We start from the raw sequence: 21,526 nt of genomic DNA, 5'->3' as shown, positions 1-21,526 counted from the left end.
AAATCACACAGTTCAAAACCGTGTGATTTTAAATTAATGCTTAATTCGCTTGATGCTTTGACTTCTTGCGATTAAATGAAAATTTTACACCTTCATAAGTTAACTTAACGGCTGCAGACATTGTGATAGGTAAGATAAATACTAAAATAATTAAACCAACAATCACAGTTAAGGCAACTTCGATTAATGTAGGAATTCCTGATGGAATCAAGGCTGCAAAAGTACCGCCTAAGATAATTGCAGCAGAAACAACCACTGTTCCGATAATTCCACATGCCTTTAAGATTCTATCACTTGGAGTAGTATAACCTTCAGTCTTAAGTTCATTGTATCTAGTCATAAGGAAGATACTGTAATCTACACCTAAGGCAATAAGCATAATGAAACTGAAGAATGGAGTATTCCAAGTTAAGAGATCTCTTCCAAGCACAGCCTTAACGATCCATTCATTAATTGTAAGTGAGCAGAAGTAAGCAATAAGAAGTGTTCCCAGGATGTAAACAGGTTGAAGAAGTGAACGAGTTACAAACATTAAAGCAATTCCAATACCAATAAGCATGATTGCAGCAGTTCTGACAAAGTCTTCACTAGCCACAGTCTTGGTATCTTCAATAGTTGAACTTTGACCACCCATTGCTACAGTAGCATTCTTAAGGGCAGTACCTTGAAGTGACTTCTTGGCCATAGAACTAAGTTCTTGTGAACGCTTAGTTGCTTCTGGAGCACTTGGGTTAGAGTTAAAGACCACAACTAGCATTGCTGACTTCTTATCTGGGCTAAGGTAAACATCAATTGACTTTTGGAACATGTCATTCTTAATGAATTCCTTAGGAATATAGAAAGTATTTGCAGCTGCAGAGCTTTGTAAACCTTGTAAGTATGCTCCGCCTTGACCTAAACCACTGTTAGCTTGATCTAAGCCTGAAGTAATCTTAGGCATACTTGTAGCTAAGCTATTTGCACCAGTGCTTAGTTGACCTGCACCGCTATTAAGTTGACCAATACCGCTACCTAATTGACTAGCACCAGTATTCAAACGGTTAGCTCCAGAATCAAGACTTGATAAACCAGCACTAAGTGCGCTGATACCAGTATTCAATTGTGCGGCACCAGTATTAAGGCGGTTAGCTCCATTACTTAAAGTACCTAAGCCGCTATTAAGTTGACTTGCTCCGTTGTAAAGTGACGCAGCACCAGAGTTAAGACGGTTAGCTCCAGCAGCACCTTGAGCAGCAGCAGTTTGAACTTGTGATAAACCTGAACTTAATTGGTTAAGAGCAGTTGCTGCGCCTGGAAGTGCCTTATTTGAAGCAGTTGCTAATTGATTTACGGCTGCTTTTAATTGAGTTACTTCCGTACTTAAAGAACCAAGTTGTTGAGTATTCATATTTACTGAAGATGCATTTGTACTTTCAGACATAGCTGATTGAAGTGCAGCTCCAGCTGCGGCTGCTGCTTTTTGTTGATCTTCTGGACTTAAACCAGATTTAGCTAAATTACTTTGTAATTCTGCTTTATACTTACTCTCAACTTTACTTGTTGCTTGTGTTTGAGCAGCAGCAATTTGGCTTTGAAGTGATGAAAGTTGTGTAGTTAAACCAGAAACATCTATACCACTAACTTGCTTATTCAAAGCTTGAATACCATTGTTAATTTGTGGTAATGCTGTTTGAAGTTGTGCAAGTTGAGCCTTGTTTGAACTACTCATTTGAGCTGATAATTGACTGCTCAATTGATTCAAACCATCAACTAATTCTTGAGTTCCGTTTTGTAAACTCTTAGTACCATTTTGAAGACGACCAGCACCTGCTTGAAGTCGATCGGCACCACTTACAAGAGAACTAGTACCACTTTGAAGAGCGTGAGTACCACTACTCAAACGTCCCGCACCAGTTTGAAGACGGTTAGCTCCGGAACTAAGAGTACCGAGACCAGATTGTAATTGACTGGCACCTGCTTGAAGTCTACCAGTTCCACTTTGAAGTTGATCAGCACCTGTAGCTAATCTTTGAGCACCATCAGTTGCTTTTTGGCTACCCTTGCTTAACTTGTTTAAACCTGTTCTAACTTGATCTACACCACTATTAACGGTACCTAATTGATTATTAACATATAATTGATCAATTGGCTCACCATATGGTTGCGTTACTGACGTAGCAAATGAAACATCTTTTGAGGCCTGAAGTTGTTTAGTTAATTGGTCAATCAACTTCAAGTTCTTTTCATTATCTAAACGGTGATTACTCTTAATATACAAGTATGATGGTTCTGCCATACCTTTTGAGAAGTGCTTTTGCACTACAAGAAGTCCCTGCTTAGCTGGAACACTATCCGCAATTTCATCTGTATCATCATAGTTAAGTTGACCATTATACATAAGCATAAATGGAAGAACCACAACAGCTAATACAACTAGATAAATAATTGGGTGCTTTAAAGTTGAGGCAGAAATTCCGTGCCAGAGCTTATCTTCACTTTCACCAGTAAATTTCTTAACTGGCCAGAACATCTTTTCACCTAAAACTGCCATAAAGAATGGGTTTAAAGTCAAAAGAACTACAAGTAATGTGGCAACACCAACAGCAACACCAACGGCTGATTGGTAAACTGAGAACTTAGCCAAACTTAAAGCGGTAAATCCAATTAAAATGGATGAACCTGAATAAAGAATGGTCTTACCAGCATTTTTCAAGGCATCATTCATTGCCTTATATTTATCCATCCCTTTGCCCAAGTTCTCTTTAAACTTGTCATACAGCAAAATGTTGTAGTCAGTACCAATACCAAATAGCACAATAACCATAAACACTTGAGTAAAGTTTGAGAATGGGAAGTTGGCACTTTGAACTAAGTTAGTAACAATTGAGAATGATGTTAAGAATGATACACCAACTGTAAGCAGTGAAATAAGTGGCACAATTGGTGATCTAAAGACAATAATTAAAACAATAAAGATAAAGACAACTGTAATTGCTTCTGTCTTCTTAATACCCTCTTGAATTGATTGTGAGAAGGCATTTTGCAAAATATCCGCACCAGTTACATAGGTTCTAATACCAGATGTTTTTGCTGCATCTTGGATTTGCTTTTCAACATCACCAATTCGACGATCTTGATTACCATCTTTTTTAGAGATATTTAATTGCATTAACCAAGTTGTATCATCTTTTGATTGAAGTTTCTTACGAGTAGCAACATTGGAATCTGGTGCTAGAACATCTGTAATTCCATATTTACTCTTATTATTTTCAATTTTTTGAACAGTATCATTAATCGCTGCCTTATCAGCATCAGTTAACTTACCATGTTCTTTATTAAAAACAATTGCAACTTCATAGGTATCCTTTTTCTTTTTACCCCAGTCAGCTTGAATATTCTTTGCTACTTCACTCTGTACATCACTTGGAAGTGAAATATTAGAGTGTTCACTTGTCAATTGACTGACATTAGGTAAAGCGAATACCGAAATGATCAAAATTAAAATCCATGCAATTAGTGAAAATACATGATTTTTTAATAATTTTTGCACTTCAGGTCCTCCTAATTTATATTTTTGCTGTAATTAGCTTCCGGACTAACCAAACGAAGAATCATACGATGATAATTTTCATTTGATTCCTCCGCACTCTCACTTGCAAAAGCGATCGATTTATCTAGCCAAACATAGCCTAAGACAGCACCAATCAAAGCATGAAATGAAATGGCATCATTCTTCTTCAAATTTAGCTTCTCACCTAATCTAAAGATATTTGTGATCTCTTGATTAATTGCATCATCTTTAGCATATTCATTTAATTGATACAAAATACTAGATAATGCTGGATCATTCAAAATGAAATTTCTAATTTCATCCGCAAATTTTAATAAGGCATCTCTACCAGACAATCCCATTAGATCATCAACCAGCTTTTGATGTAAAATCTTTATTCGACTTGCACCAAGTAATGAAAGAAGTTGCTTACGTCCTGAGACATAATGATATAAAGACTGCGAACGAACTCCCAAAGCTTTAGCAAGATTGGGCATAGTTAGTTCCGACAAGCCATTTTCTTTAATCAAATCGCTAGCCTTGGTAAGTATCTTATTCAAATCAAGCGTCCTCTTTTGTGCCATTTTCATCCCTCCTTTTCAATGCATGTAAATACTATATCACTACAACATGAAGATTACAATCTACAAAGTGTAAATATTTTGTATAAAAAATAGCTTACTGCTCAAAAATTGCAGTAAGCCATCTATTAGTGTTTATTAACCCAAGTTGAAATTGCCTTTCCTAACTTGCTAAAGTTTTTGTCTGTATTGCTCCAAACTGAAATCGTATATGAATTACCTCTATCCTGAACAATTGCAGCCGCAGAATGTCCATCGCTTACTCCGTATGACATTCCAGAAATTTGCTTAGTCAAAGTATTCTTATGACCATGCATTGCCCCAAGAACGATATATGCGTATTGGCGGTTCAAAACTCGTCCTTGATATAAACCTTTAAGCGTAAGATCTAAGTCATTAGCAGTTGTTTGACCAACAATACTTGATGAGAAACTATTGATTAACTTAGTATCTTTAGCCCCAAATTTGGCAGCAATTTGGTTAACATAATCTTTACCTACTTTTCTTAATAGGGCGTTGGCAGCGGTTTTATTGCCTTTCATCATTGCATCACGCAAATAGGCAATACCATAGTTCATATTAGTTTGTAAAAGCTTTTCACCTTTTACTCGATCGGATTGCTTAATTTTTATAGCAGACGATTTGCTTAACTTGCCACTTTGTTCTTTCTTATAAATTGCAACAAGTAAATATAGTTCCATAGTTGAACTTACATTTTGCGCCTTTTCGCTAGTTGATAAACGGACATACTTTGAAGAATTATTTAAATCTTGATAAGCAACTTGGTAAGTACCATTCTTCCCCATTACTTCTTCGATTTTATTTGCTAGCGCCTTTATACTGCCTTTTTCAATATCAACATTACTTGCATATTCAGAACCAGAAGATACTTTCGGAGCTTGCGGTTCCTTAATTTTTATCTTAGGTTCTTTTTTATTTTTCTTAGCAACTTTATGTTTAGCAGGCTCTACCACTTTAACTTGAGTATTTTGAACTCGATGTAAATTTGCTGAATAAAGCACTAAAGCAAAAATAGAGGCAATTAAAGCTCTAATAAACACTTTATTTTTCATAAATATTAATCCTTAATCTAGAAGAAATGATGTCTGCGCATTAAAATAACGAGCCAGATCATCAAAACAATCATAATTATTGTAACAAAGACCCAATCAAAGGCGTTATGGAACATTGGAAGTGATACATTCATTCCATAAAATCCCGTTAAAATAGTTGGAATTGTCAACACTAGAGACCAAACGGTCAAGAACTTCATCGTATCGTTCAAGTTGTTATTCATCATATTATTTGACGTAGCTGACAAGGTCTTAGTAACCTGCTGCGAAATTTGAATCATTTCTGCAGACTGATTTGATTCAATTAAAACATCATCTAAACGTTCACGAGCCGTTTTAGTAAATTGTAACTTTGAATGATCTAAACTATGAAGCATAATTAAATCTGTTTGAATTGAACTTGATAAGTAAACCAAACTCTTTTCCACATTCGAAAGTTCAACCAAATCTTTATTATCAATATCATCAGATAATTTTTGATCCAAACTATTCCTTTCAGCATCAAGTTGAGTAACCGCACGTTGGAAATACTGTGATGCATAAAGTAAAAAGATCATTAAAAGTTCAGTAACATCCTTTGCTTCAGAAAGACGATGTCTCATATGTTCATCATTAAATTCATCAAAAATATAACTTGTGGATTCAGTATGGAATGTAAATACTTTTTCTCCTAAAACCAAAAAAGTAATTGGATGAGATGTAAAATGTCTAATCGATTTTGTTGGCCAAATTGGAACATCATAAACTAATAAGTGACTGTGGGTATGAATATCATAGTCATAGTGAGGGCGTTCGTGACGGTCCGAAATATATGAAATAATATCAGGCGTAAAATTAAATTCTTCCTGAAGTCTGGTACTATCAAGCTCACTTAAGTTACTGATGTCATACCATTCATACTTAGTTTCAATTGGGAAATTCTGCTTTCTAATCAATTAACTTCACCTCTACCTTAAATTGTAAAATTCTATCTCTACTATCTTATCATTATCACAACACTAAAAAACAGACCAAATTGGCCTGTTTTTTACTTTAAAATATTAAATTTTTATTGCTTCCAAGCTGAATCAAATTTTGCTTTTCCAGCATTGATAGCATTATTAATGTTTTGACCCTTTTGTGCAGTAGCAAGGATGTTTTGCATAATACCGTTTAATTGGCTGAATGCAACGTTCGAATTCTTAGATACAGGAACACCGTATAAGTTCTTCATTGCATTTTCAAGCTTAGCAGGTAACTTCAAGCTCTTATTATCCTTGTATTCCTTTGAATCAATTGCAGCATTGTTTACAGGAATATAACCTGTAGCATTTGCCCACTTAACTTGGCTTGCCTTAGAAGTTAAGAACTTCATGTACTTGAATGCGGCAGCCTTTTGATCAGCTGTAGCATGCTTGAACATATAGATATCGGTACCTTGTTGTAAAGTATACTTGCCTGGACGAGCTGCTACATCGTAAGTAAAGTTGTTGCCAACTGCCTGCTTAACGAAACCTTCACCAGCCGAAGTACCAACAAACATCGCAACCTTTTGGTTAGCAAATGGACCTGATAAGTAATGTTCTGAACCGGCAGTTCTGAAGTAACCCTTCTTTACACCATCTGCGTAGAAGTCAATTACCTTCTTAGAATCTTTACCGCTAAAGTTAATCTTATTACTGAAGTCAACGCCTTCGTTCTTCATTCCCAATACATAGTAGTTAGGAAGTGAGTCAAATCCAGCACCAACGACTTTATGATTACTCTTCTTGTAAATAGTTTCTGAAACTTCTTTAAGTTCATCCATAGTAGTTGGCACCTTCTTGATACCATATTTCTTAAAGAGATCCTTGTTGTAAGTCAAAGTTTCAATTGACTTGTTAAATGGGATACCATATTGAGTTCCTTTGATCTTGGCACCGTTTAATAGCTCAGTTCTAATGTCTGAAGCTTTGGCACTACCCCAACCAACATTCTTATTGTTGATATATGGAGTTAAGTCAACCAACATCTTATTTTCTGCAGCATTCCAAAGCCAATCTGGATATGCTTGAGTAATTGTTGGTAAATTATTTGGTGACTGCAAAGTTGAGTTAATCTTTGCTTGTAAATCACTATAAGTACCTTGATTTTCAAGCTTAACAGTAATATTTGGATTTTCTTTTTCAAATTCTTTAGTTAACTTTTGTAAAGTTTTTTGTTGAACACCAACCATTCCGTGCCAGAAAACAACATTAGTTTTCTTAGTAATCTTGGATGGGATCTTCTCTGAATCCGAAGAAGAACTATTACCATTAGAACAAGCAGCTGTTCCAATTAAAGCTAAACCAGCTACAGCTGCGATCGCTATCTTTTTACTAAATTTCATTTGGATATCCTCCGAAAATAAAACAAGACAATATACTTTTTGATTTAACTAAAGCGTAACAACTTGTCCACGCTCAGGTAAAATCCGGTCACCATAAGGGTTCTCTTCCAATTCGGGGTGCAATGTGTGCACCGGAACCAATATTTTGGGTTGAACTTCGGAAATAATTTCCTTAAGCTCCTCTTCATCAGAGTGGCCTGAACACCGAAGAGCCTTAAATTCAATCCTATGTTTAGTAAAGTTTTCTACAAATGGTTTGTAAGCAGGATCAAAATCTCCTAAAGGTTCAGCATTTGAGTGAATATATAATCCGCCCTCTTGCAATGAGTCATAGTTACCTACTACCTGCCATAAGTATTCCGAATCATCATTAAGCAAAACTTGATAATCAACTTCTAATCCTGGTTCAAGATCAGAAAACTTCTCCTCTCCAGGCATGTAGTAATAAGGAAAATCTTTATCTAAACTATCTTTAAGAAGGTGTGCTCTTTTAGCGTGAAGGACCACTTTACGTGGAGAGTCAGAAATAATTCTAAGCAAACGCTCAACATTAGTTGGATAAGTATTAAATGTAATTTGGCGCTTAGGATTTTCATTTTGAAGTCGAACAACTTCTTCAGTTAATTGAACTTCATTTTTTATTCCTGTAAACTCTTCACTTTTTTCTTCATGTTTTCTCTCAGGCCAAGATACACCAGTACCTTCAATTATAAACATATCACTATTTTTAGCCGCTGCCAAAAATTTATGTACCCAATCTGGATGATAACCATGAAGGCGAATATCCCCAGTAAAAGTGATCTTCTTATCTGGAGTTCTTACTATTAACCCAGTAGCTCCGTAAGCATCATGATCACTAGGCCAAACTTCCATAGTAATATCACCAACTTGAATTGGTTTCTTATACTCAGCCGCAATAATTGGACGAGTATAAGTTTTATCATGTCCTGCTACTGGAAGAAGAAAATCACCGTTTTCATTTAGAGTTGGTAATAAATGAGCTGTAATTGGACCAGCATAAAGTGGAATTTCCGGTGCAAGTAAATTAAGAGCTTTACTGTGGTCTAAATGAAGGTGAGAAATAAAGGCAGCTGCATATTCCCAGCGATCTGTATCTATTTCTTTCCCTGTAACTTTAGGATCATAGAAGTTTGGAACTTCACCAATTAATTGATATTTAATTAAAGTATCGTAATCTTCATCTTCTAAAGTCAAACCAAGTTCTGGTCGATAAACTTCACCTAAATCAAATAAGATATGTGATTTACCATATGACACTTCGATCATTGGACCACCGATGGTTCTTAAACCGTTGTAAAAAGTTACTTGTGTTTTATCCTTTGAGGTCATTTCTTACTACTCCTCTAATAATTTGCTTTCTAAAAATGAAATACAAAATTAAAATTGGTAAAACTGTCAATGTTGCCGCAGCAAGTTGTAATTCAGTTTCGCTTCCTGCATCTGAAGCAAAAGCTGTAAGTCCATTGTTAAGAAGACGCATGCTATCTTCGTTAGTTACAAGAAGTGGCCACAAGAATGAGTTCCAGCCAGAAATAAAGCTAAGAAGACCGACCGTAAACAAGCCGCCTTTAGACATAGGAACTAAAATACGCCAGATGTACTCCCAATCACTAGCACCATTAATCTTTGCAGCCTTATAAATAGTTGGAGAAATTGAGCCAAAGTAACTTTGTAAGTAGTACATGTAGAATACTGAAGTTAAAAATGGTAAAACCAAACCAACATAAGTATTGAGTAAACCTAAGCGAGCAATAGTGTTGTAGTTAGTAAAGATAATTGCTTCACCAGGCACCATCAAAAGTGAGAGCAACAATGCTTGTACAACTCCCTTACCTTTAAATCTTAAGTTAACCATTGCAAAGGCACCTAAAAGTGCGTTAAACAAACTAACGATAGTAGTTACACTTGCAGTAATAAAAGTGTTAAGGAAGTAACGCGCAAATGGTGCTTGTGCAAAGACCTTAGAGAAGTTGCCCCATTGGAAATGCTTAGGAATTAATGTTGGCGGAATAGTGGTGGTTTCTTGGAAAGTCATTAAACCACCTAAAATCATATAAACAAATGGGAAGATAGTGATAATTGCAAAAATTGCCAATATAATGTATGCAACTAAAGTTCCCCAACGAATATTCTTCATTTTGTTTAATGACCTCCAATTTTTTTCATCATTTTACGTTGTAAGAATGTTACAAACATAATGATAATAAACAATATAACTGTTGCAGCCATCGCAACACCAGGGGTTCCAACAATTTGGAATTTGTTATAAATATAGAACACCGCGGTGGTTGCTGAGTTTCCAACACCTGCTTGCCCATTAAACAAGGCATATACAGAAGTATAAACTTTGAAGGCAGCGATAATATTCATTGTTAATAAAAACGCAATTGTTGGTACAAGTTGTGGCATCGTAATACGCCAGAACTTCTCAGTACCACTAGCTCCATACATATCAGCAATTGTATAGTAGTTTGGATCAATATTTCTTAATGCTCCCATTAAGATAACAATATTAAAGGCCAAGCTAGTCCAAATACCGAAGATGATGATTGTTGTTAAAGACATAGCCGGATCATCAATCCAGTTTGGGGCTGGTAAATGTAAAAATCTTAAAATGAAGTTAAGCATTCCGTATTCACCGTTAAAGATGTAACGGAAAACAATACCAATCGCAATCGTACTAGTTACGTATGGCATAAAGAAAGTTGTTTCAAAGAGTCCTTTATTCTTAATTTTGCTAAAAATTAGCCATGCCAACATGATTGAAATTGCTAGAGCAACTGGAACAGAAATCAAGGCATATAAAATAGTATTTTTAATTGCAAGCCAAAATTCGGGATCCTTAAAAATATATTGATAATTGCTAAAGCCAGACCATGAAAGATTGATCAATGAGCCACTTTGAAAACTCATGATAAAAGCACGGATAATTGGCCAAATGCTAAAGAAAGTAACAAAAAGTAAAGTCGGTGCTAAGAAAATCCAGGCCTTTTTCTGATTTGTCTTCATTAGTAAACACGCTCTCCTTCCGGAGTGAAAATGAATACACGGTTAAGTCGCATCTTAAGCTTCACATCATCGCCAGGTTTAATTGGAGTTTCCAAATTTACTAGTGAACGTGCTTGAACACCATCATGACTAAACTTCAAAATTCTTTCACGACCAATTAATTCAATATCTTCAATATGTGCTGAAACATGTCCTTCTTCTGCAGGCAAAATGTTTTCTGGACGAACAGATAAAATATAATCTCCATCTGTCAATTCGCGTTTAAAACGACTTTGATCTAAATCACTAACATTCAATTCAAAATCTGAAGCAGTGATTTTGCCACCTTTTACCTTAATATTGAAGTTATCGATTACTGGATTACCAACAAAGTTAGCAACAAAGTAATTATTAGGTTCTAAATAGAAGTTTTGACCTAAATCATCTTGTTGGATTACTCCACCATTAAAGAGGATAATCTTATCCCCAATTGATAAAGCTTCTTCTTGATCGTGAGTAACAAATAAAGTAGTAATACCGACTTCCTTAACTAAAGAACGAATTTCTTCTCTAATATTCAAACGAAGACGAGCATCTAAGTTACTCAAAGGTTCATCCATTAACAAAATCTTTGGTTGTTGAACTAAAGCACGAGCAATTGCAACACGTTGTTGTTGACCACCAGATAATTGACCTGGCTTTTGTTCTGCAAATTCAGTAATTTGGGTCAAATCCATATACTTTTCGGCAATTGCCTTGGCCTTATCTTTGGCCATTTTTTGCTTACCAACAGTTAATGGAAACATTACATTTTGCAAAACTGTCATATGTGGATACAATGCGTAGTTTTGGAAAACGTAACCAATTTGACGATTCTTAGATTCAGTATTAACCACTGACTTACCATCAAACAAAATATCTCCACCAGTTGGGTTAAGTAGACCAGCTAACATATTTAAAATGGTAGTCTTACCACAACCAGAAGGTCCTAGCAAACAAACAAGGTCACCTTTCTTAACAGAAAAGCTAACATTCTTGATAGCTTCATGACCATTGTCATATACCTTTTGAAGATTTTTTACTTCAACAAACTTTTCATCATTCATAAATTTATACACCACAACATCTTGATAAAAATTCTAAATTTTCATTATTAATTCTATGATATAAAATAAAAAAGCACAAATGATTCTGGAGAAAAAATTCGTACTTTTTCAGATTTGATCACAATCTTTGAGTTTTTTAAACTAATATATCTGTTATAGATTGATCGTTTTTAAAAATAAAACATTTTTTGTTCGTTTTTACAATATATTGTGTCTGATTTTTATCTTGTAACAGAAATATCACCCCAAAATGTCCAAAATAAAAGCGGAATCATAATTTTTCCGCTAAAAATTCCGAACAATATAATATTTCTTATTCTTAATTAAGATTTACTCTCATTTGGCGATCAACTTTTGCCCGACCATTATTGTAATCAAAAACATAACCTGGTTGAACATTAAATAAATACACATTAAAGTCAAGACTACCATCCGTTGAAATAGCTTGTAAATTTATTCCTCGAGCCATCAATTCTTTCCCGCGAAAAATTGGTGTTGCCTGGAAGATAACCCTTTTATTTTGGCGTAGGGCTTTACGAACTTTACTTTCGAAAATTGTCTGAACCTTTTGATTAGAAAAGGCTGATTGAGTAAATAAATTCTTAGGATTATTTTGATCACCTGACTGATTAGCAGGGTTATAGTGACCATTTTGATCGATTCCAGCCGAAACCGAATAAGCAATTAAATGACCACGATTATAAATCTGCACACCATTTCTCCGGTTATAATGCCATGCTGTCGGTTCAACGAATTGTCTAACTCTTAAACTATCATTGGCCACATTACGCTTTTCAAGAAAAGCAGTGTTTGAATGGGAAGTTCTATTCAGGCTATCAAGATTTGAATAGATTACCTTATTCACTTTCCAAGCATTCTTAATCAAAGTTGACTTATCATTATTCAAAGTTATATAAGCCCGACCGCCACTTTTAAAGTTCAATTTTGCCAGTTTATCATAATCCGCTTTAGATAAACCACCATATGAAGCCGAGCTAGTAGAAGCATTATTAATCACATTTGAGACCTTATCTTGACCCGAAAAATTCTCAACGATCTTTTTTCCGGTTTGTTCAACTGTTCCACCAGAATACAAATCGGCAATTAATAAGATAGCCAAAACAATTGTCCCGATTATTCCACCGCTTTTAGCTCTACTTCTCTTTCTATATTTCTTTGACATAAAAATCTCCCTAAAGTTTTGTATAGCACAAGTTTATCTTTTCAAACGCACGTTTGCAACAAAAAAAGAGAGATTTCTCTCCCTTAGCTTCTTGCCCAATCATCAAGCATATTTAAAAAGAAACTTTCTGATAGTCGCTTAATTTGAGCACCATTTTTATTCAAATCTTGAGCCTTATTCCAATCTGGATTATCCCGCTTAAAGAAATCTCGATCTCCCATAATAAGGTAATTAGTATCGGCTTCAACATCTGACTGATATTGACCACCCATATTATTGATCATCTTGCCTGCATCAGTTTCATCCATTTGAATCCGACCAGTAAAAGAAATGTTTTTCATATTAACTGGATTTCTAAAGCCCAACTGCCAACTTTCAAGCTCACCACTGGTTAAGTCTAGATTCTTAACTTTATTTTGCGCTCTAGTAAGTAAATCATCAGTAAAGTTTTGACGAAAATCATCATAAACTTTCTTAGTATCAATTGAATCATCAAGACCGCGGTGTTGTTCAACCTGACCTATTCCTGCTCTTTGCATGACATCAATTAAACGATTGTGGCGCTCACGTGGATAATATGCTCTAGCAAGTCGCAATACATCAACATAGTCATTACTTAATTGATCTAAGTGGAACTTTTTAGCTAAATCATAAACAAAGTTCAAATCGAAGTTAACATTATAGCCAATGATTACATCATCCCCGATAAACTCACGAAAATCGCGAGCCGCTTCAGCAACCGGGACACCTTCATTAATAATTTTTTCTTCAGTAATTCCATTTAACTTAGTAATAAAAGCTGGAACTTTATTTGAACCATCATAAGCAACTAAATGACTATATTCATCAACAATTTCCCCGCTGCGAACTTTAATTCCACCAAGTTCAGTTACTCGATCACGATATGGACTAAGACCGGTTGTTTCAATATCAATTAAAGTATAATCATCCAAAAATTCGGGTCTTTCTGCGCCTTTAGCGCGAAGCTTATCTTGAGCACCGGGTACCTTTAAAACACCATTTTCTACTACAATACTCATAAATCACCTATTTAACTAATTCTTTCATCAATTCATGTGGGTTTTTCTTCAATGTGAAAATTCTCTGTTCAAGCTCATCAGGTATTTCAGAAATTTCTAAATCTGCGGAAACATATCTCCAATTAGGGAATTGATCAACTAACTTGAGCATTGGTTCAAGTAGCTGCGGACTAGTTTCATCAACACCTAATTCTAAAACTACAACCTTCTTATCTTCATTTCCAGTTAAAAACCAACGGAAGCGGGTATTGGCATCGGTATCTGGGAAAAAGTTAGCATTAAGTGGCATATGAAGTTCCATTTCACTATTACAGATATCACATTTTGGAACTAACTCCTCAGTCACTTCACCATTTTTATCAGCCTCAAGAAATTGACGTACAACTTCTCGAGCATCTTTTTGTCCATGATTAATTCCGCTAGAACACTGCATTTTAGTCCAATCACCAAAAGCATTAAAAATACGATTTTCATTAAAATTTGCTGCTTCAAAGAAATGTCCAAATGTACTGGTAGCAATGAAATATTGCTTATCCTTAACTAGCTCCTTCAACTTTAGCATAGTTTCACTAGGTTCATATTCTAAAGTATAGTCGTTAATCAAATGACTCCAGAATGTCCATTTTTCACTCCAAGAGTCAAACTTTTGTCCAAGCGCATCCCCAATTGTATGAACATCATATTTATCTGCGATTTTGCCGAAGCGATCATCAAATCGTTCTTCGCTCAAAATATCGAGTCCTTCTTCTTGTGCCATACCATTGCCTGCAGTCACAACAATCGCATCAGCTTCATCAAGCCATTTCTTAGCTGTTTTTAAATCTGTCATTTATATCTCTTTTCTATTTTTTGATCTGATAGCCGGTAAAACTTAACTTACCTTGATTATATTCACCTAAAAAGATATCACTGACACTATTATAACCCGCGGCATTAACTTCTTGTTCAAGCCAAGTTTCATCTTTATGAATTAATTCCAAGACATCTTGATTAATTTGACCATCACTAATAATTGGAAAACGAATGTTAGCTTCATCATTTTCGATAACTGTTAATTGACCGTTCTGTTCAAAAATACAATTTTTAACTTTTTTTACTGAATAAATTCCACGACTTCTAAGCCGAAACATTAGCTCATTGGCCGAAATTCCGGCCTTCATACAATTTCCAACTAAAACTTCACCATTTTTAATTACTTGAACTGGCTTACCATTGATCAAATCACGAACCCAAGCATTATGCTCACGAGCAAATTTCAAAATAAAGACAACTAAAGTCCAAATAATTAGAACCAATAGAAATTGCAAAACCGAAATACTAGAATTGTAAATCAATCCACCGATAATTCCACCCAATACATAGTTTTGTAATTGGTCCATAGCAGTAGTTGGTGCAAGGTTACTTTTTCCAAAAAGATTAATCTGAAAAACTAAAGTTAACATCCCTAAAGCAAACTTAATAAAAAGTTGTGTGTAATCTAATTGCATTAGTTCTTAACCTCCACTCTATGATCAATTACATGTGCCCGATTCAAAGTATAAGTATTATTGTCAGGATTTAAGTTCAATTGATAGTCTTCATCTTTGGAATTGATTCTGACAATCATCCCATTCACTAGGCTAGTTGAATTAACTAAAATATCTGATTCATTCACATTTTCATCACGCGCTACTGACTTCATAAAAGGTACAATTTGGGTTATTTGTGGTTTTTGTTCATTAACTTGCATATATTTTTCATATTGTGTCCCTGCAAATAAAAGTAAGAACAAAAGCGCAATAATTCCTAAATCACGATATTTGGTTGCAAATCGATCACGTAAATAAAGTACTACGAAAAAGATCATCAAAATCGCAGCAACTAACATCAAAATATTTAAGATTGCTTGACTATTATTTTGATTATTTTCGATATATTTCAATGTATAAAATGTCATCTTTACCTCTCAAGCGGCGTTTCATCACGCCTTTTATTTATTTCGAATTGAATTGTCACAATTTTTGATTAATTTTCTACATTTTAACATAAAGAAAAAGCCGCCAGAATTGATCTGACAGCAAAAATCTTGCCCTAGTTATTAATAATTTCTTTCAAACCTGAACGGCGTCTACCCATATTAAACCATGGAGAAACAGTGAATGCCAAGATGTCGTTAACTACGTAGATAAGTGAGTTAACTGCCATAGCAAGAGAGGCATCACCTTGAGCATAAGTAATTGCCCAAAGAATTAATTGGAACACACCACTTGCCGTCCACCAGAAGTATTGATTGCTGTAACGCATGAAGCACATAATTCCGGCAGTAAGTGAAATAGCAAAACTAATTGCATCAATCCAAGGACGAGGATCGTTAGTGAACTTACCGATCAAGTAACCACTAACTGCATAAACTGCTAAAGTACCAAGAATAGCGATAACCCATTCCTTTGCTCCAAACTTACGAAGGTGGTTCTTAGTATCATCATTCCATGATCTAACTGAAATGATAACTGGTAAATCTAAAGTAAGAATGTAAGCAATTTGTTCAAAAATTGATAAATAATTTTTAGCTTCAAGACCAGCATAAATAAAACAAGCCGCAGAAATAAGTCCAAGCCAACCATTGATAGCCTTAGTTGCATTAATTGCTAAAACACAAAGAGTTCCAAGTAAAGCACCAATAAAAGTAATAATTGCAACAGGGGTAATCTTTTCCTGAATAAGTAAAGCTAATTGGAAACCAAAAGCAAAGAACCACAACATGTAGTTTTGAATTGGCCACCCCTTCAATTGATTAAAAAGCCAAACAAAGTAATTTTCATTATTCTCAGTATGCATAAAACCTCTCCTTAAAACACATTAGGTTCACAAGATTCCATTGCTCTTGTGCCTTGTCCGTTTTCTTTTATGAAAACATCGATATTTATCATAATTCAAAAAAATTATAGATACAAGATTGAATTCAACTAAATGTTGTGGTAAGTGCCTGGAAAATTATCTATATATTGTATTTAATTATTTTTAACTTATTAAAAAGGCAGCTCGTGTGAGCTGCCTTCTACATCTTGGTTTCAATTTTTCTAGTATCTAAATGCACAATTTTATCGAACATTTCTTTTTCTTGTTCAGAAATTTTGTGTGCTACTTCAATCACTGCTACTTTTGAATTTTCTAACAGAGTTTGATGAATTGCTAACGATAAGCGTGGATCAAGCGCACTAGTAGCCTCATCTGCTAATAAGATTGGACGTCCTGAAATCAGTGCTCTTGCAATCTCAACTCTTTGAATCTGACCACCAGATAAGTTATTTCCATCTTCACCAACTTGATAATCCAAGCCATGCTCCTCAACTAAATTGTCAAGACCTGCTTCTTTAATTGCACTTTGAAGCTCACCATCAGTGACTTCACGACCTAAAGTAATGTTAAAGAGTAAGCTATCATCAAACATAAACGGCTTTTGGTTTACATAGGAATAAAAATTATGAGCCAAATTCCAATTACCTGTAGCGTTCTTACCATTTAAAATAATTTCACCTGAGCGTGGCTTTTTTAAACCTAACATCAACCGAAGTAATGTCGTCTTCCCCCAACCACTTGGTGCCATTAATAATACTTTCTCTCCTGGCTTTACATTCAAATTGACATCTTCAAAAATTTTCTTATTGTCGGAATGAGTTATATAAGTCAAATCTTTAATTTGCATCCCATCAAAATGATCGATTTTTTTAGTATTGTAACTAGCTTGATACCTAAGCGCCTTAATCGTCTTTTCCCACATCGGAACCGTTGATTTAACTTGGTTAAATTCATTAAACAAAGTAACAACTGGAGTGATAAAGTTCATCGCCAAATCTACCATCATTACCAAAGTACCAACTTTTAAGTTACCTTGCATCATTAAAATTCCACCAATTGTACATGGAATGATAAAGCAAAAAAGTTCAGCTGCCGAATAAATTAATTCTAGGGCCCATGCCTGAGTTAAGGACATGTTTCTCAAAGCATTTTCCATATTTTGAGCAGCTACTGTCGCACGTTTAACTATATTTGAACTAACATTGTAAAGCTTAGCTGATTGGGCGCCGTTTAGTGAATCCGAAACATTCTGAGTATATACGGCATTTTTTTCAGCCCAAACTGCAGATTTCTTAGTGATTATTGGACTAGTTACTAATTGAACTAATGCTGGTGCAATCATCGCTACAACGAAAACTACAGTCATCTGCCATGATGAATAAAAAGCAAAACCAATTGCTCCAATAAATGACAAAGCTTGTAAAATCATATCTAATTGGGCATTTACACGGTTAGTTTCTATCTGCTTTAAATCATTAGTCATCAGCGACAATCCACGCTTGATATCTGGCTCACCTTGATCAACCAAATAAGTTAGATTAGCTCTTTTAAAGACCATATTGACATCCCGAATGATGCCCATTTTAACAGTTTCATAGACAAAATTACTGGCCATAAAGCAAAGTTGTCCAAGTGCTGTAATAATTGCTAGACGGATTAAATGCCAGTAATCATGAGAACCTGATGATGCAACATTTAATAATTGCTGAATCATATAGGCCACAAAAACGATATTGCAGGCTTTAATCGCTGCCAAAATAGCAAAACAAATCACATGACTTTTTTTAGCATATTTTAAAGACATTCTATACTCTCCCGAACCTTTAGTTGTTAACATTATAAGCGAAAGAGCTGTTCAATCTCAAACCAATCTCAAAAAATAGTTAGACTTTCTTTGTATAATAGTTATACTATTATTTTTATCGAGGTGATAATATGAACTCAAAATTGATTGAACTTCATCAAAGAAGTAACAATCCCAACTACTTAATTGGCTATCTGATTAGAGATAATCTTGATTGGGTCAGTCTCTTATCAATTGATCCTGCAGGAAATGATGGCGGAGTCAGATTTATTAAAAAAGGCGACATTATCGAAGTAAGTCAAGCTAGCTCGGCACTATCATTTATTTCCAACTTATTGGCTCAAAAACAAATACCCGATCCTCAAGAGAATCTTTCTCAATCTAGTCGACGACTACTTGAACAAAATTTTTCAGATATTTTTGCTATTTTACAATATGCATTAAAACATGAAACTTTATTAAAACTCAGTCTTAGAAATAGCGCTGTATATGGCGGATTTATTACTGAATTAAATGAAGATGAAGTACGGCTCTTTACATATAATGATGATAAAATCTTTGAGGAGTTAGTTGAAACTACGATTAAGTTAAATGACATAGTCGAAGTTATTTTTTATGATTTAGATTTAAAAATTACTTCTGAATATATTTCTTATCAAAGTAGTACCGGGCAAATTGGCAACGATCTTGACTTGGTTCAAATTCATTTTAGATATTTAAATGATCAGCGCTTCAAAGATGATACAATGTTTGGACGAATTATCACTCAAAATAATACTCATTTATTAGTTGAGCGACCAGACGACAATGGTCAAATCTTTGCACTTACTGTAGTAAATCGTGCTGCAATCGCTCATATTACAAGCTCCTCAGATTACTTGAATTACCTTAACTTTGCTTATTGGTATAATCAAAGACAAAATAATCTTGATCCTTATAATTTTCAAAAATTTGCTCAACAGTTCACTCAAATTCCAAGTTTTAAAGAAATTATCTCTACCAGTAAACCCGGTCATCTCTTATTAACTGATAGCATTGAACTTGATGAAGTTAATTGGGGATCAGTTCTTTTTGCTAACGATGAGGAATTTGTCTTAAGACCAATTATTAATTTTGATTTAGGTGAACCTTTCCCTATTGAATATCAAGAACTTTGTTCAATCGATCTAATTAGTGCAGATACAATTCACTTGCAGTCTTATTTAAAATCAATCCATCGAATATAAGTGGTAAAATAAACTAACTAATCAAATAAGAAGGAGAATTCTATGAAAACTGGAACAAAAATTATTACCCTAGATAATGGCTATCACCTTTGGACTAATACTCAAGGTGAAGGCGATATTCATTTATTGGCTCTTCATGGTGGTCCTGGTGGAAATCATGAATACTGGGAAGATGCTGCAGCCCAACTTAAAAAGCAAGGCCTTAATGTTCAAGTAACTATGTATGATCAACTTGGCTCTCTTTATTCAGATCAACCTGACTATTCAGATCCTGAAATTGCTAAAAAGTATTTAACTTATGAATACTTCTTAGACGAAGTTGATGAAGTTCGTGAAAAACTTGGTATTGATAACTTCTATCTCATTGGTCAAAGTTGGGGCGGATTATTAGTTCAAGAATATGCAGTTAAATACGGTAAACACTTAAAAGGTGCAATCATTTCTTCAATGGTTGATGAAATTGATGAATACGTTGACGCTGTTAACCGTCGTCGTCAAGAAGTTCTTCCACAAACCGAAATCGACTTCATGCACGAATGTGAAGCAAATGGTGACTACGATAACCAACGCTACCAAGATGATGTTCAAATTTTGAATATTAACTTTGTTGATAGAAAGCAACCTTCTAAGCTTTACCACTTGAAAGATCTTGGCGGTACTGCTGTTTACAACGCCTTCCAAGGTGACAATGAATTTGTTATTACTGGTAAGCTTAAAGACTGGCACTTCCGTGATCAACTTAAGAATATTAAGATGCCAACCTTAATTACTTTTGGTGAAAATGAAACTATGCCAATTGAAACTGCCAAAACTATGCAAAGTTTAATTCCAAATTCACGTCTTGTAACTACTCCAGATGGTGGTCACCACCACATGGTTGATAATCCAGATGTATATTACAAACACTTAGCTGATTTCATTCGTGAAGTTGAGGCTGGTACTTTTAAAGGTGAATAATAAAAAAGAGGATCGCAATTGCGATCCTCTTTTTTATTCAATCAATTGATTGGATTATTCTTTAAAACTTACCAGCCTTTGTAAGAATTTCCTTTGCTTTTTCAAGGTAGTCATGTTCAGCTTCAAATGCCTTTACCTTGTAACCATCTTCATCAGTCAAGCCGTTAAGCTTTTCTTCAAGACCATCGAATTCCTTCTTCAAGTCGTTGATAACTGGTTCTTCGTCTTCAATATATACATAGTGAGCTTCTGAACCCTTGTGACCTTCATCATTGTGTTCAACAATCTTGTCTTCATACTTATCAACTTTACGTGCGTGCTTCAAAATTGACTTAATGTCCTTGATAGTTTCGTGTTGAGCAGTGTGGTGCTTCTTGTCATCAATACTATCTTCAATCTTAGTCAAGTGACTATCTGCGTCAGCAATCTTCTTTGCAATTCTGTCTAATGCCTTTAATTGTCTTTTTTCATAATCTGCCATAATAATAACCTCCCAAAACTTTTATTATCATTGATTACGGTTACATTGTATGGCTCTTATAAATAACTAGCAAATAAAACGACTCGAAAAACAATAATTATTTATAACTATCGTTATATCATATGATTATTCTAACATACCAGTAAAAGTGGACGTTTTAGACTTGTATCAGCAATATGTCAAATATAACGCTCAATAAAATATTAATATAATTTGTCTTTATAACTATTTATATTTTCTTATATCATTAAAGTGAATAATATATCTTAAAAAAGGAGACTGTCAAATAGTTTGTGTAAATAGATCTTTCTCGTAAATTGATTTTTTAATTTTTCTTTTAATCAAAATAAGA

Annotated in this window: 19 protein-coding genes; 2 read left to right on the top strand and 17 right to left on the bottom strand. The window is 34.6% G+C overall.

Annotated elements, in window-relative coordinates:
* Positions 1–40: 40 nt before the first annotated feature.
* The 16 genes from NFR82_RS07575 to NFR82_RS07500 form a co-directional block, all read right to left on the bottom strand.
* Complete coding sequence (locus tag NFR82_RS07575; RefSeq protein WP_251717686.1) at positions 41–3,529, bottom strand: MMPL family transporter; 3,489 nt, start codon at positions 3,527–3,529, stop codon at positions 41–43.
* An 11-nt stretch (positions 3,530–3,540) separates the two neighbouring features.
* Entirely contained in the window at positions 3,541–4,113 is a 573-nt protein-coding gene (locus NFR82_RS07570) for a TetR/AcrR family transcriptional regulator (protein WP_251717685.1), read from the bottom strand.
* 125 nt (positions 4,114–4,238) lie between these two features.
* Positions 4,239–5,183, bottom strand: a complete 945-nt coding sequence (locus tag NFR82_RS07565; protein ID WP_251717684.1) for a serine hydrolase — start codon at positions 5,181–5,183, stop codon at positions 4,239–4,241.
* Positions 5,184–5,200: 17 nt separating this feature from the next.
* Complete coding sequence (locus NFR82_RS07560) at positions 5,201–6,118, bottom strand: magnesium transporter CorA family protein (RefSeq protein WP_251717683.1); 918 nt, start codon at positions 6,116–6,118, stop codon at positions 5,201–5,203.
* Between the two features lie 113 nt (positions 6,119–6,231).
* Complete coding sequence (locus tag NFR82_RS07555) at positions 6,232–7,530, bottom strand: extracellular solute-binding protein (RefSeq protein WP_251717682.1); 1,299 nt, start codon at positions 7,528–7,530, stop codon at positions 6,232–6,234.
* A gap of 48 nt (positions 7,531–7,578) precedes the next feature.
* Complete coding sequence (locus NFR82_RS07550; RefSeq protein ID WP_251717681.1) at positions 7,579–8,880, bottom strand: MBL fold metallo-hydrolase; 1,302 nt, start codon at positions 8,878–8,880, stop codon at positions 7,579–7,581.
* Positions 8,864–9,688, bottom strand: a complete 825-nt coding sequence (locus NFR82_RS07545) for a carbohydrate ABC transporter permease (protein WP_251717680.1) — start codon at positions 9,686–9,688, stop codon at positions 8,864–8,866. Before NFR82_RS07545 ends, NFR82_RS07550 begins: the two co-directional genes overlap by 17 nt.
* A 5-nt stretch (positions 9,689–9,693) precedes the next feature.
* A complete protein-coding gene (locus tag NFR82_RS07540) occupies positions 9,694–10,560 on the bottom strand; it encodes a carbohydrate ABC transporter permease (protein ID WP_251717679.1) in 867 nt (288 codons plus the stop codon).
* On the bottom strand, positions 10,560–11,645 hold the full coding sequence (locus tag NFR82_RS07535) for an ABC transporter ATP-binding protein (protein ID WP_251717678.1): 1,086 nt from the start codon (positions 11,643–11,645) through the stop codon (positions 10,560–10,562). The genes NFR82_RS07540 and NFR82_RS07535 overlap by 1 nt, the downstream gene beginning before the upstream one ends.
* Before the next feature lie 319 nt (positions 11,646–11,964).
* Entirely contained in the window at positions 11,965–12,828 is an 864-nt protein-coding gene (locus tag NFR82_RS07530; protein ID WP_251717677.1) for a DNA/RNA non-specific endonuclease, read from the bottom strand.
* Positions 12,829–12,911: 83 nt separating this feature from the next.
* Positions 12,912–13,868: an exonuclease domain-containing protein gene (locus NFR82_RS07525; RefSeq protein ID WP_251717676.1), complete on the bottom strand. Its 957-nt coding sequence runs from the start codon at positions 13,866–13,868 to the stop codon at positions 12,912–12,914.
* A gap of 7 nt (positions 13,869–13,875) precedes the next feature.
* Positions 13,876–14,697, bottom strand: coding sequence for an SIR2 family NAD-dependent protein deacylase (locus NFR82_RS07520; RefSeq protein ID WP_251717675.1), 822 nt, complete (start codon positions 14,695–14,697; stop codon positions 13,876–13,878).
* Between the two features lie 13 nt (positions 14,698–14,710).
* Entirely contained in the window at positions 14,711–15,355 is a 645-nt protein-coding gene (locus NFR82_RS07515; RefSeq protein WP_251717674.1) for a DUF421 domain-containing protein, read from the bottom strand.
* Positions 15,355–15,804 carry a DUF3290 domain-containing protein gene (locus NFR82_RS07510; RefSeq protein WP_251717673.1) on the bottom strand — a complete coding sequence of 150 codons (450 nt, stop codon included), beginning with the start codon at positions 15,802–15,804 and terminating at the stop codon, positions 15,355–15,357. Before NFR82_RS07510 ends, NFR82_RS07515 begins: the two co-directional genes overlap by 1 nt.
* A 134-nt stretch (positions 15,805–15,938) precedes the next feature.
* Entirely contained in the window at positions 15,939–16,685 is a 747-nt protein-coding gene (pnuC, locus tag NFR82_RS07505) for a nicotinamide riboside transporter PnuC (RefSeq protein ID WP_251717672.1), read from the bottom strand.
* A gap of 220 nt (positions 16,686–16,905) precedes the next feature.
* Entirely contained in the window at positions 16,906–18,510 is a 1,605-nt protein-coding gene (locus tag NFR82_RS07500; RefSeq protein WP_251717671.1) for an ATP-binding cassette domain-containing protein, read from the bottom strand.
* 131 nt (positions 18,511–18,641) lie between these two features.
* Between NFR82_RS07500 and NFR82_RS07495 the strand changes: the two genes are divergently transcribed.
* Both NFR82_RS07495 and NFR82_RS07490 read left to right on the top strand, forming a co-directional pair.
* On the top strand, positions 18,642–19,736 hold the full coding sequence (locus tag NFR82_RS07495) for a hypothetical protein (RefSeq protein WP_251717670.1): 1,095 nt from the start codon (positions 18,642–18,644) through the stop codon (positions 19,734–19,736).
* 42 nt (positions 19,737–19,778) lie between these two features.
* Complete coding sequence (locus NFR82_RS07490; RefSeq protein ID WP_251717669.1) at positions 19,779–20,693, top strand: proline-specific peptidase family protein; 915 nt, start codon at positions 19,779–19,781, stop codon at positions 20,691–20,693.
* Between the two features lie 61 nt (positions 20,694–20,754).
* Here NFR82_RS07490 and NFR82_RS07485 read toward each other — a convergent pair whose 3' ends face one another.
* On the bottom strand, positions 20,755–21,174 hold the full coding sequence (locus NFR82_RS07485; protein ID WP_251717668.1) for a hypothetical protein: 420 nt from the start codon (positions 21,172–21,174) through the stop codon (positions 20,755–20,757).
* Positions 21,175–21,526 lie beyond the last annotated feature (352 nt).

Origin of the sequence: Lactobacillus agrestimuris (assembly GCF_943193025.1) — a bacterium.
GTDB lineage: Bacteria > Bacillota > Bacilli > Lactobacillales > Lactobacillaceae > Lactobacillus > Lactobacillus agrestimuris.
This window is presented reverse-complemented; position numbering and strand designations above follow the sequence as displayed.

Coding starts and splice junctions, on each gene's coding strand:
- pnuC (WP_251717672.1), bottom strand. CDS start 16,685: ATGCATACTGAGAATAATGAAAATTACTTTGTTTGGCTTTTTAATCAA.
- NFR82_RS07565 (WP_251717684.1), bottom strand. CDS start 5,183: ATGAAAAATAAAGTGTTTATTAGAGCTTTAATTGCCTCTATTTTTGCT.
- NFR82_RS07570 (WP_251717685.1), bottom strand. CDS start 4,113: ATGGCACAAAAGAGGACGCTTGATTTGAATAAGATACTTACCAAGGCT.
- NFR82_RS07535 (WP_251717678.1), bottom strand. CDS start 11,645: ATGAATGATGAAAAGTTTGTTGAAGTAAAAAATCTTCAAAAGGTATAT.
- NFR82_RS07555 (WP_251717682.1), bottom strand. CDS start 7,530: ATGAAATTTAGTAAAAAGATAGCGATCGCAGCTGTAGCTGGTTTAGCT.
- NFR82_RS07520 (WP_251717675.1), bottom strand. CDS start 14,697: ATGACAGATTTAAAAACAGCTAAGAAATGGCTTGATGAAGCTGATGCG.
- NFR82_RS07550 (WP_251717681.1), bottom strand. CDS start 8,880: ATGACCTCAAAGGATAAAACACAAGTAACTTTTTACAACGGTTTAAGA.
- NFR82_RS07510 (WP_251717673.1), bottom strand. CDS start 15,804: ATGACATTTTATACATTGAAATATATCGAAAATAATCAAAATAATAGT.
- NFR82_RS07515 (WP_251717674.1), bottom strand. CDS start 15,355: ATGCAATTAGATTACACACAACTTTTTATTAAGTTTGCTTTAGGGATG.
- NFR82_RS07485 (WP_251717668.1), bottom strand. CDS start 21,174: ATGGCAGATTATGAAAAAAGACAATTAAAGGCATTAGACAGAATTGCA.
- NFR82_RS07525 (WP_251717676.1), bottom strand. CDS start 13,868: ATGAGTATTGTAGTAGAAAATGGTGTTTTAAAGGTACCCGGTGCTCAA.
- NFR82_RS07540 (WP_251717679.1), bottom strand. CDS start 10,560: ATGAAGACAAATCAGAAAAAGGCCTGGATTTTCTTAGCACCGACTTTA.
- NFR82_RS07545 (WP_251717680.1), bottom strand. CDS start 9,688: ATGAAGAATATTCGTTGGGGAACTTTAGTTGCATACATTATATTGGCA.
- NFR82_RS07530 (WP_251717677.1), bottom strand. CDS start 12,828: ATGTCAAAGAAATATAGAAAGAGAAGTAGAGCTAAAAGCGGTGGAATA.
- NFR82_RS07495 (WP_251717670.1), top strand. CDS start 18,642: ATGAACTCAAAATTGATTGAACTTCATCAAAGAAGTAACAATCCCAAC.
- NFR82_RS07500 (WP_251717671.1), bottom strand. CDS start 18,510: ATGTCTTTAAAATATGCTAAAAAAAGTCATGTGATTTGTTTTGCTATT.
- NFR82_RS07490 (WP_251717669.1), top strand. CDS start 19,779: ATGAAAACTGGAACAAAAATTATTACCCTAGATAATGGCTATCACCTT.